This is a genomic window from Tepidimonas sp. (genome assembly GCF_029335975.1).
Taxonomy (GTDB): Bacteria; Pseudomonadota; Gammaproteobacteria; order Burkholderiales; family Burkholderiaceae_C; genus Tepidimonas.
In genome coordinates, this window is sequence record NZ_JARJMT020000062.1 from 17,333 (window position 1) to 28,663 (window position 11,331).

At 65.2% G+C, this 11,331-nt stretch carries 11 protein-coding genes; 3 read left to right on the forward strand and 8 right to left on the reverse strand.

Going from position 1 to position 11,331, the window contains the following annotated elements; genetic code table 11:
• Positions 1–90 precede the first annotated feature (90 nt).
• The 7 genes from P3W97_RS03330 to P3W97_RS03360 form a co-directional block, all read right to left on the reverse strand.
• The gene (locus P3W97_RS03330) at positions 91–816 is read right to left on the reverse strand and encodes an ABC transporter ATP-binding protein (protein WP_300843766.1); all 726 of its coding nucleotides are present in this window, start codon (positions 814–816) and stop codon (positions 91–93) included.
• A gap of 1 nt (position 817) precedes the next feature.
• A complete protein-coding gene (locus tag P3W97_RS03335) occupies positions 818–1,588 on the reverse strand; it encodes an ABC transporter ATP-binding protein (RefSeq protein ID WP_300843768.1) in 771 nt (256 codons plus the stop codon).
• 10 nt (positions 1,589–1,598) lie between these two features.
• Positions 1,599–2,699 carry an ABC transporter ATP-binding protein gene (locus P3W97_RS03340; protein WP_300843770.1) on the reverse strand — a complete coding sequence of 367 codons (1,101 nt, stop codon included), beginning with the start codon at positions 2,697–2,699 and terminating at the stop codon, positions 1,599–1,601.
• 24 nt (positions 2,700–2,723) lie between these two features.
• The gene (locus P3W97_RS03345; protein ID WP_300843772.1) at positions 2,724–3,653 is read right to left on the reverse strand and encodes a branched-chain amino acid ABC transporter permease; all 930 of its coding nucleotides are present in this window, start codon (positions 3,651–3,653) and stop codon (positions 2,724–2,726) included.
• Positions 3,654–3,910: 257 nt separating this feature from the next.
• Positions 3,911–5,239, reverse strand: coding sequence for a replication-associated recombination protein A (locus tag P3W97_RS03350; RefSeq protein ID WP_300843774.1), 1,329 nt, complete (start codon positions 5,237–5,239; stop codon positions 3,911–3,913).
• Positions 5,240–5,290: 51 nt separating this feature from the next.
• Complete coding sequence (gene lolA, locus P3W97_RS03355) at positions 5,291–5,917, reverse strand: outer membrane lipoprotein chaperone LolA (protein WP_300843786.1); 627 nt, start codon at positions 5,915–5,917, stop codon at positions 5,291–5,293.
• A gap of 103 nt (positions 5,918–6,020) precedes the next feature.
• On the reverse strand, positions 6,021–8,459 hold the full coding sequence (locus P3W97_RS03360; RefSeq protein ID WP_300843776.1) for a DNA translocase FtsK: 2,439 nt from the start codon (positions 8,457–8,459) through the stop codon (positions 6,021–6,023).
• A gap of 77 nt (positions 8,460–8,536) precedes the next feature.
• Between P3W97_RS03360 and trxB the strand changes: the two genes are divergently transcribed.
• From trxB to rpmG, 3 genes are all read left to right on the forward strand, one after another.
• Entirely contained in the window at positions 8,537–9,487 is a 951-nt protein-coding gene (gene trxB / locus P3W97_RS03365) for a thioredoxin-disulfide reductase (protein ID WP_300843778.1), read from the forward strand.
• Between the two features lie 241 nt (positions 9,488–9,728).
• Positions 9,729–9,962, forward strand: coding sequence for a 50S ribosomal protein L28 (gene rpmB, locus P3W97_RS03370; RefSeq protein ID WP_043698877.1), 234 nt, complete (start codon positions 9,729–9,731; stop codon positions 9,960–9,962).
• Positions 9,963–9,982: 20 nt separating this feature from the next.
• A complete protein-coding gene (gene rpmG / locus P3W97_RS03375; protein ID WP_300843780.1) occupies positions 9,983–10,153 on the forward strand; it encodes a 50S ribosomal protein L33 in 171 nt (56 codons plus the stop codon).
• A gap of 103 nt (positions 10,154–10,256) precedes the next feature.
• Here the strand turns inward: rpmG and P3W97_RS03380 are convergent.
• Positions 10,257–11,331 (reverse strand): fatty acid desaturase (locus P3W97_RS03380; RefSeq protein ID WP_300843782.1); only part of this gene is annotated, 1,075 nt, incomplete at its 5' end.

Sequence of the window (11,331 nt, forward strand, 5' to 3'; positions counted from 1 at the left end):
GCAAAAACAAAGGGTTTTGCGGCCCATGCCGCAAAACCCTCGATTGTAGGCCGCCCACGCCTGCGCACGCCGTGGACGCACGGCGGGCCGTCAGACGACCGCTTCGCCGAGATAGGCCGCTCGCACCTTCGGATCATCCAGCATGGCCTTGGCCTCGCCATGCATGATGATTTCCCCGGAATCCATCACGTAGCCGCGATCAGCCACCTGCAGGGCGCGGCGGGCGTTTTGCTCTACCAGCAGCACCGTCATGCCCTGCGCGTGCACATCGCGCACCACCTCGAAGATTTTGTCCACCATGATCGGCGACAGACCCATCGACGGCTCATCCAGCAGCAGCAGCTTGGGGCGACTCATGAGTGCGCGCGCCATCGCCAACATCTGCTGCTCGCCGCCGGACATGGTGCCGGCAAGCTGATCGCGGCGCTCCTTCAAACGCGGAAACAGCTCGAACATGCGATCGATGTCGCGCTGGATCTCGGCCTTGTCGCGGCGCACATAGGCGCCCATGAGCAGGTTTTCGGTGATGGTCATGCGCGTGAAGACGCCGCGCCCCTCCGGCACCATGGCCAGGCCGCGCTTGACCAGGTCCCAGGAGCCCGCCCCGCGGATGGACTGGCCTTGGTAGACGATGTCACCGCCTTCAGCCAGCAACAAGCCAGTGATGGCCTTCATGGTCGTGGTCTTGCCCGCGCCATTGGAGCCGATCAGCGTGACCAGTTCGCCCTCGCGCACCTCCAGGTCGATGCCCTTGACCGCCTTGATACCGCCGTACGAGACCTTCAGGCCCGTTACTTTCAGCAGGGTATTCGCCATCTCAGTGTCCTCCGGTACCCAGGTAGGCCTCGATCACCTTGGGGTTCTTCTGCACCTCGGCCGGCGTGCCCTCGGCGAGCTGCTTACCGTAATCCAGCACGGTGACGCGGTCGCACAAGCCCATGACCAGCTTGACGTCGTGCTCGATCAGCAAAATGGTGCGGTTGTCGCGGCGGATGCGGTCGATCAGCTCGCGCAGCTGCACCTTCTCGGTCGCGTTCATGCCGGCGGCCGGCTCATCCAGCGCGATCAGCTTGGGGTCGGTGGCCAGGGCGCGCGCGATCTCCAGCCGGCGCTGGTCGCCATAAGACAGGGTGCGCGCCTTGTAATCGGCGTATTTGGCGATGCCAACGTACTCGAGCAGTTCCATCGCACGCTCGGCGATGGCTTTTTCCTCGGCCAGAAAGCGGCGGGTGCGCAAAATCGCGCCGAAGATGCCCGAGCGTGTGCGCACATGGCGGCCAACCATGACATTTTCCAGCACTGTCATTTCGGCAAACAGCCGAATGTTCTGGAAGGTGCGCGCAATGCCGGCCTTGGCCACCTCGTGCACCGCGGTGGGCGTGTAGGGCTGCCCGGCCAGCTCGAACGAGCCGCTGTCGGGCGTGTACAGGCCCGTCAACACATTGAAGAAGGTGGTCTTGCCGGCGCCGTTGGGGCCGATGAGGCCATAGACCTGGCCACGCTTGATTTCGATGCCGACGTCGGACAGCGCCTGCAGGCCGCCGAAGCGCTTGGAGACGCCGCTGACTTTCAGAATGGTGTCTGTCATGGGGTGCTCCTCACTTGCTCAGCGACTTGCCGTGCTCGGGCGCGGGCCACAAGCCACGCGGGCGCAGCAGCATGACGATGATCATCGCCAGCGCGATGAGCAGCTGGCGCAGGATCTCAGGAGCCAAGCGGCCGTCAGTGAGATAGTTCTGCGGCCCGGCCATGTGGCGCAACAGCTCTGCCAAGACAGCCAGCAGCAGCGCGCCCAGTATCACGCCCGGGATTTGGCCCAGCCCACCCAGCACTACATTTGCGACGAACTTGACCGACTCCATGAGGATGAACGACTCCGGATAGACGCCACGCATCAGCGAAGCAAACAGCACGCCCGCGACGCCGCCGAAGGTGGCGCTGGAGCCGAAGGCCGCGAGCTTGAGGTTGCGGGTGTTGATGCCCATGGCCTTGGCGGCGATCTCGTCCTCGCGGATGGCCATCCACGCGCGCCCGATGCGGGAGTTGCCCATGCGGTGCGCGATGATCACCGTCATCACGACGAAGAACAGGATCAAGTAGTAGTACAGCGTCACCGACTCGAAGGTGTAGGTCCAGTCCCCGAACGAGATCGTCAGCCGCTGCCCCATGTTGTGGCCGAAGACCGTCACCGCATCGACACCGGAAATGCCCTTGGGCCCGTTGGTCAGGTTGATCGGGCGGTCCAGGTTGAGCATGAAGATGCGCACGATCTCGCCGAAACCCAGCGTCACGATGGCCAGGTAGTCGCCGCGCAGCTTGAGCACCGGGTAGCCCAGGATCAGTCCGGTCATGCCGGCCAAGACGGCCGCCAGAAAGATGACGATCCAGAAACTGAGGTGGATGCCGTTGGGGAACATGGCCGCAATCGCGGGGAAGTTGTCCGCCAGATGGCTGGAAGCCAACAGGCTGTAGAGGTAGGCGCCGACCGCGAAGAAAGCAATGAAGCCCAGGTCGAGCAAGCCGGCATAGCCCACCACGATGTTCAGGCCCAGCGCCAGCATCACATACAGCAGCGCGACATCGACGATGCGCACCCACGAGTTGCTGCCCGTGGCCTGCAGCAGCAGCGGCAGAACCAGCAGGCCAATGGCCGCCAAGGCAAAGACGACCAACTTGGAAGCGGTTTTGGATTGGCTCATGTCAGCATCTCCTGTCCGGGTGCATCAGGCGCGGTCGGCCACCCGCTCGCCGAGCAAGCCCGACGGACGCAGCGTCAAGACGATGGCCAAGACGATGAAGGCGAAAATGTCGGAATACTGGCTGCCCAGAAAGCCCCCCGTCAGCGGCCCCAGGTAGCCCGCCCCCAGCGATTCGATCAGGCCGAGCGAGATGCCACCCACCACAGCGCCGGCTAGGTTGCCAATGCCACCGAAGACTGCCGCCACAAAGGCCTTGAGCCCGGGCATGAAGCCCATCGAGTGCTGCACCGTGCCATAGTTGGACGCCCACATGATGCCGGCGATCGCTGCCAGCATCGCCCCGATGATGAAGGTCGCAGAAATCACCACGTCGGGCCGGATACCCATCAAGCCGGCAACGCGCGGATTCTCGGCCGTCGCACGCATGGCCCGGCCCAAACTGGTCTTGTTGACCATGAACATCAGCAGCGACAGCACGATGGCAGTGGTGGCCAGAATCGTCACCTGCGTGGGCGAGATGACCGCCCCGCCCAGGTTGAACGGCTCGCTCGACAGCAGGGTCGGATAGGACTTGGGATTGGGCTTCCACACGATCATCGCCAGCGTCTGCAGCAAAATGCTCATGCCGATTGCGGTGATCAGCGGCGCCAGGCGCGGGGAGTTGCGCAGCGGCTTGTAGGCCAATTTCTCGATCGAGAAGTTGATCACCGCGCAGACGACCATCGAGATCAGCGCGGCCAGGATCAGCAGGGCCCATCCAGGCATGCCAGGCGCAGCCTCGCGGGCTTGGACGATGATGGTCCAGCTGGTTAGCGCGCCGATCATGAGCACGTCACCATGGGCAAAATTGATCAGCCCGATGATGCCGTACACCATGGTGTAGCCGAGCGCCACCAACGCGTACATGCTGCCCAGCACCAGACCGTTGATGATCTGCTGAAGCAAAACATCCATGAGAGCTCTCCGTTGTGAGGAACCGCCACCCCGCTCGGCTGCTGGCAGGGCGGGCTAGCAAAAAACCCGCCGGTTCCGGCCTGGGTAGGGCCTTGGGGCGGGTTCAAAGTGGGCAGATTGTAGCGAAGCGTCTTAGATCGGCCGGTGCGTGTTTGCCCTAGCTGACTGACCGAACCCAGGGTTTTCCCTGGCAATTTCCACGCCCATCCGGCCAAATCAGAACCCTTATCAATGCAACTCTCTATATATTAGACGATCTAATGCCGCATGGACGGCTCATCGCCTGCTGCACCCGCCGCACGCGCCTCGGCGTTGCGCCGGCGCAGCTCGGCGAGTTTTTCACCGATGCGCAGTTCCAGCCCGCGCGGCACCGGCTCGTAAAACCGGGGCTCGGCCATCCCGTCGGGAAAGTAGCGCACACCCGCGGCAAAGGCATCGGGCTCGTCGTGTGCATAGCGGTAGCCGCGACCGTGGTCGAGCTGACGCATCAGCGCCGTGGGCGCATTGCGCAGGTGCAGCGGCACCGGGCGGGTGCCATCATGCGCCACCAAGGCGCGCGCGGCCTTGTAGGCGACATACACCGCGTTGCTCTTGGGAGCCACGGCCAGGTACAGCACCGCCTGCGCCAGCGCCAGCTCGCCCTCCGGGCTGCCGAGCCGCTCGTAAGTCTCGGCCGCATCCAGCGCCAGGCGCAACGCGCGCGGATCGGCCAGTCCGATGTCCTCGCAGGCCATGCGAACCAATCGCCGCGCGATATAGCGCGGGTCCGCACCGCCATCCAGCATGCGCGCAAACCAATACAGCGCCGCGTCCGGGTCGCTGCCGCGCACGCTTTTGTGCAGCGCGCTGATGGTGTCGTAGAACTGGTCGCCCTCTTTGTCGTAGCGGCGCAGCCGCTCGCCCAGGGTCGCCAGCAGCCAGGCCTCGTCCACCTGGGCGCGGCCCTGCGCGCGCGCGGCGATGGCCAGCGTCTCCAGTGCATTGAGCAAGCGGCGCGCGTCGCCGTCGGCATAGGCCACCAGATGCTGCCGCGCCGCGGGGGCCAGGGCCGGGACCTCGCCAGTATCCAGCGCGCGCTCGATCAGCGCCTGCAAATCGGCTTCGGATAGCGGCTGCAGCACATAGACGGTGGCGCGCGACAGCAGCGCGGCGTTGACCTCGAAGCTCGGGTTTTCGGTGGTCGCACCGACGAAGGTGAACAGGCCGCTTTCCACATGCGGCAAAAAGGCGTCCTGCTGCGCCTTGTTGAAGCGGTGCACCTCATCGACAAAGACGAGCGTGGCCTGCGGGTGCAGCCCGCTGCGCGCAGCCTCGGCGCGCTCGACCGCATCGCGGATATCCTTGACGCCGCCCAGCACCGCGCTGATGGCGAGGAACTGGGCGTCGAAGGCCTGCGCCATCAGGCGCGCGATCGTGGTCTTGCCCACGCCCGGCGGCCCCCACAGGATGCAGCTGTGCGGCCGACCGCTTTCGAAAGCCAGCCGCAGCGGCATGCCCGGGCCGAGCAGGTGCGTTTGGCCGACGACCTCGGCCAGCGTACGCGGACGCAAGCGTTCGGCCAGGGGGACGGGGGGTGTCGGGGCCATGCGATGATTGTCGTACAGCGGGTCGCGCCAAACGGAACGCGGCCTGCCCCCTTACTGGCGCAGCACCTCGGCGCCGGCCGGAGGCTGGAAACGAAAATGGGCTGCCGTGAATTGGGTCGAACGATCCAGCGGGCCGAAGCGCATGATGGAGCGCTGGCCGAAGCTGTCTAGGATGTCCAGCACCTCGAGCTGGCCCTGGCGAAATCCGATGCGGATGCGCTGCACCTGGCCGTCGCGCGCCACGGGCACGGCCTCCACCCAGTTCAGCCCGTCACGCGACTCGCCCGCCGACAAGGTAAACGCCCGACGCACCGCGCGCAGATCGGGGGCGGCGGCCAGCAGTGCAGCCGGGGTGTTGGCCAACACCTCGGCTTGCCGGCGCGCGGTCACTTGGTTGAGGTCCGGGTCGTACAACCACAGCGTCTGCCCGTCCGCCACGATGACCTGCTCAAACGGCTCGGTGTAGCGGAAGCGGAAGCGGTCTGGCCGCAAAAACTCGAATTCGCCGCGGCTGGTGCGCGTGCGTGCCACCGGTTCGCCGTCGCGCACAGGGGCGGTCACCGTCTGGGTAAAGGCCGCGCGGCCTTGCTGCACGGCGGACAGAAAGGCTTCCAGTTCGCGCAGGCCCTCGGTTTGGGCCGAGACGGGCCCGGTCAAGCAAGCGAGGACAGACCCCATCAAGGCGAACAATGCGCAGCGTCGTTGCATGGTGTTTGAAAAGCACTGGTGGGCGCGAGCTTGCACGCCTGCACTGGGGCACCAAGGTGCGGCGACCGGTGCCCTACTCCGCACGGCCGCCGACCAGGATGTCACGCTGGCCACTGGCCGTCAGGGCGCTGACCAGTCCAGCCTTTTCCATGTCCTCCAGCAGCCGCGCGGCGCGGTTATAACCGATCTTGAGCTTGCGCTGCACATAGCTGATGCTGGCCTTGCGGTCTTGCAGCACGATGGCCACCGCCTGGTCATACAGCGGATCCTTCTCGCCGCTGGCCTGGGCGTCACCGATGTTGGCACCATCGAGGCCTTCGCCCGTCGCCGCCTCCAGCACATCCTCGACGTAGTCGGGTTCACCGTAGCGCTCCTTCAGGAAGGCCACCACGCGGTGCACCTCGTCGTCGCTGACGAAGGCCCCGTGCACCCGGGTCGGCAAGCCCGTGCCAGCCGGCATGTAGAGCATGTCGCCCATACCCAGCAGCGCCTCCGCGCCCATCTGGTCGAGGATGGTGCGGCTGTCGATCTTGCTGCTGACCTGGAAGCTGATGCGTGTCGGGATGTTGGCCTTGATCAGGCCCGTGATCACATCCACGCTGGGCCGCTGCGTGGCCAGGATCAGGTGGATGCCGGCGGCGCGGGCCTTCTGCGCCAGACGAGCGATGAGCTCCTCGATCTTTTTGCCCACCACCATCATGAGGTCGGCCAGCTCGTCGATCACCACGACGATGTACGGCAGCCGCTGCAGCGGCTCCGGCGCCTCGGGCGTGAGGCTGAAGGGGTTGGGGATGGACTCGCCACGCTGCGCGGCTTCGTCGATCTTGGCATTGTAGCCGGTCAGGTTGCGCACGCCCAGCTTGCTCATCAGGCGGTAGCGCTTTTCCATTTCGGCCACGCACCAGTTCAGGCCATTGGCGGCTTGCTTCATGTCGGTGACCACCGGCGCAATCAAATGCGGGATGCCCTCGTAGACGCTGAGTTCCAGCATCTTGGGGTCGATCAGCAACAGCCGCACATCCTTCGGCTCGGCCTTGTAGAGCAGGCTCAGGATCATGGCGTTGATACCAACCGACTTGCCCGAACCCGTGGTACCGGCCACCAGACAGTGCGGCATGCGGGCCAGATCCACCACCACCGGATGGCCGGCGATGTCCTTGCCCAGCCCCAGCGTCAACAGGCTCTTGGCCTCGTGGTAGACCTGCGAGCCCAGGATTTCGCTCAGTTGGATGGTCTGGCGCCGCGCATTGGGCAGCTCCAGCGCCATCAGGCTCTTGCCGGGGATGGTCTCGATGACGCGAATCGACACCAGCGACAGTGAGCGCGCCAAGTCCTTGGCCAAATTGACGATTTGCGAGCCCTTGACACCGGTGGCGGGCTCGATCTCGTAACGGGTGATGACGGGTCCGGGCTGTGCCGCCACCACCTGCACCTCGACGCCAAAGTCGGCGAGTTTTTTCTCGATCAAACGGCTGGTCATCTCCAGCGTCTCGGGGGCCACCGTGGTTGGCTGGCGCGCTGGCGGGTCGAGCAGGTCCAGCCGCGGCAGCGGCGACTCGCCGTCCGCAAACAGCACCTGTTGGCGCTCCTTGGCCACGCGTGCGCTGAGCTCCACCTCGGCTACGGAGGGCTCGATTTGCAAACGACCCGAGGACTTGGGCGACACCCGGGCCGCCTGCCGCTCGGGCACCGCCGCCGATCCCTCGGTCCCCAGGTCCGCATCGGTTTCGGGCACCCGCTGCGGTACATCGAGCGGTGACTCGTGTGGAGCATGCGCCGCACGGGCCTCGGCCTCCTGGCGGCTGCGCTCGCGCGCCGCGCGCCGGCCAATGCGCACATCTTCGTCCATCTCGCGCCGCTCGCGGCGAGCCTCGATCCACAGGTCCACCGCTGCACCGATACGCTCGGCTGCATGGGCCCATGAAAACCGAAATACCACCGCCACCGACACCGCCCATACCGCCAGCGCCACCAGGGCCGACCCGGTGTCTCCCAGCCAGCGCAGGGCGAGCGGACCGGCCAACTGACCCAAAACCCCGCCGGCCGTGTGCCCGGGCACCCAGGCGTCCCAGCGGGTCAAGCGGCTCCATTCGAGCACACAACTGGCCCACATCAACCCCGCCATGCCCAGGCCGAGTGTCACCGCGCGCCATGCGGGCGTCTGCCACCAGGCCGACCCCGACGGGAGTACAGGCCGGGCTCGCAACCAGCGCGCCAGCGACGCCAGCCAGGCACGCGTGCCCGCGCCCAGCAGCCACCAGGCCGAGGCACCAAACAGATAGTAGCCAACGTCCGACACCCAAGCCCCCAGCCGTCCGCCCCAGTTGCGGTAGCCCATCCCCGAGCCAGAGGTGGACCATGCCGGGTCGGCCGCATCGTGGCTGAGCATCGCCAGCCACCAGAAGCCCAACACCACGGCCCCAAGCAGCAAGCCCATCTCCTGAGCGTAGCGCGTCCAGCCTCTGCCGGGGGCGGCCAGGTCGGCATTGAGGGCGTTGACGGATCGGCTCATGGGCATATAAGCAAACTGAACGGAGACCCCAAGCTTAACCCGAGCGCGGTGTCCAACACCCCCGTACAATCGGCGGCATGTCCACACATGCCCATGTTCTCATCCTTGGCTCTGGTCCAGCCGGCTACACTGCCGCCATCTATGCCGCGCGCGCCAATCTCAAGCCGATGCTGATCACCGGCCTGGCCCAGGGCGGCCAGCTGATGACCACCACCGAGGTGGACAACTGGCCAGCCGATGTGCACGGGGTGCAGGGGCCGGAGCTGATGCAGCGCTTCCAGCAGCACGCCGAGCGCTTTGCCACGCAAATCGTGTTCGACCACATCCACACGGCCGACCTGTCGCGCCGCCCGTTCACGCTCACCGGCGATGCCGGCACCTACACCTGCGACGCCCTGATCATCGCCACCGGGGCCTCGGCCAAATACCTGGGCCTGCCGTCGGAGCAGGCCTTCATGGGCAAGGGTGTGAGTGCCTGCGCCACCTGCGACGGCTTTTTCTATCGCGGACAAGACGTCTGCGTCGTCGGTGGCGGCAACACCGCGGTGGAAGAGGCGTTGTACCTGGCCAACATCGCACGCAAGGTCACCCTGATTCACCGCCGCGACACATTCCGTGCCGAAGCCATCATGGTCGACAAGCTGATGGAGAAAGTGCGCGAGGGCAAGATCGAGCTCAAGCTCTGGCACGTGCTCGACGAGGTACTGGGTGACGACAAGGGGGTGACGGGCGTGCGCATCCGCCATGTCGAGTCGCTCGCCACCGAGGAGCTGGCACTGCAGGGCGTCTTCATCGCCATCGGCCACAGTCCCAACACGCAACTCTTTGCCGGCCAGCTCGAGATGAAGGATGGTTACATCGTCACGCGGGGTGGCCACGACGGCCTGGCGACAATGACCAGCGTGCCGGGGGTGTTTGCCGCCGGCGACGTGCAGGACCACGTCTACCGCCAGGCCATTACCAGCGCCGGCACCGGCTGCATGGCAGCGCTGGATGCACAGCGCTACTTGGAGCAGCAGCCGGCTTGAGCAGGGCACAGGCCCCAACGGCTGGCCGTCCCGCGCTATAATGACAAGTTTGCTGCGTACAGGCCGTAGAGATTTGGCCGCAGCAAAGTGGCCGTTCGCGAGCCGGAGCCGTCCACACGCCGTGTATTGTCCAGACGATCCCGATGGGGCACTCCACGTGTGGCAGGCGGCACAACACAGGACGCGGACGAGGTGCCGACCTGGGGCAACCGGGTGGGCTTTTCTGATTGGAGTGACCAATATGGCACGCGTGTGCGAAGTCACGGGCAAAAAGCCCATGGTGGGGAACAACGTCTCCCACGCCAACAACAAAACCAAGCGCCGGTTCCTGCCGAACCTGCAAACCCGCCGCTTCTGGGTTGAGAGCGAGAACCGCTGGGTGCGTCTGCGCGTCTCTGGCGCGGCGCTGCGCCTGATCGACAAAGTCGGCATCGATGCCGTCCTGGCTGACCTGCGTGCCCGCGGTCAGGCCTGATCACCACATAGGAGTCCATCATGGCTGCCAAAGGCGGACGCGAAAAAATCAAGCTGGAATCCACCGCGGGGACCGGCCATTTCTACACCACCACCAAGAACAAGAAGACCACGCCGGACAAGCTGGTGTTCATGAAGTTCGACCCGGTGGCGCGCAAGCACGTCGAGTACAAGGAAACCAAGCTCAAATGACGGCTGGCCAGCCTGCGGGGCTGGCTGTCCGTCGAACGGTTTTCCGATCACCATAATGAAAAACCGCCAGCGATGTTGGCGGTTTTTTATCTCTGCCTCTGGCTCAGGCGGCTGCAGGCTCCAGACGCGCCCGGCGCAGACGCTGGGCAAAGTCACTCAGGGCTTGGATGCCACTGTGCTCTGCCCGGTGAATCCACGCCTGCAGCTCGCGCGCCATCTGCTCGCGGGTCAACGCCGTGTTGGACCACAGTTGGCGCAGTTCCTCGCGCATGGCGTACATCTTGGCCAGCGAAGGCGCGGCACCGAGCACCTGCTGCAGTTGGGCCCGGACCGGTGCTGGCACCTTGTCGTCATCGCGATGCAGCCACCGGCGCGCCAGTTTCAACAACGACTCATCGCCGCCTGTCTTGGCCCGCAGAGACTCCCATTCGGCCCGAACGGCTGCGCGCATCTGCCGCGCGTACCGGGCCATGACCTCGTAGCGGTTGGCCACGATGGCCTCCAGCGTTTGCTCATCGGCCACCGGCTTGGCATCACCAAACGCCAATTTGGGCGGCACCTTCTTGGGCTTGGCCAGCCCCAGTTTGGCCAACACTTGGATGTACACCCAGCCGATGTCGAATTCGTACGGCTTGACCGAGAACTTGGCCGAGGTGGGAAAGGTGTGGTGGTTGTTGTGCAATTCCTCGCCACCGATGATCAGCCCCCAGGGAAAGACATTGGTGCTGGCGTCCGGCGATTCGAAATTGCGATAGCCCCAATAGTGGCCTATGCCGTTGATGACACCCGCTGCCCAAAACGGGATCCACACCATTTGCACCGCCCACACGGCCAAACCGGCGACACCGAACAGGGCAACATCGAGGATCAGCATCAGGCTAACGCCCAAGCGCGAATGCCGAGCATACACGTGTCGCTCGATCCAATCGTCCGGCGTGCCATGACCGTAGCGACGCAAGGTTTCGCCGTTCTTGGCTTCGGCCCGATAGAGCTCGGCGCCCTCCCAGAATACTTTGCGAATACCGTACACCTGCGGGCTGTGCGGATCGCCCTCCTGCTCGCATTTGGCATGGTGCTTGCGGTGGATGGCCGCCCACTCCTTGGTGACCATGCCGGTGGTCATCCAGAGCCAGAAACGGAAGAAATGCGACACCGCCGGGTGCAGATCGAGCGCGCGG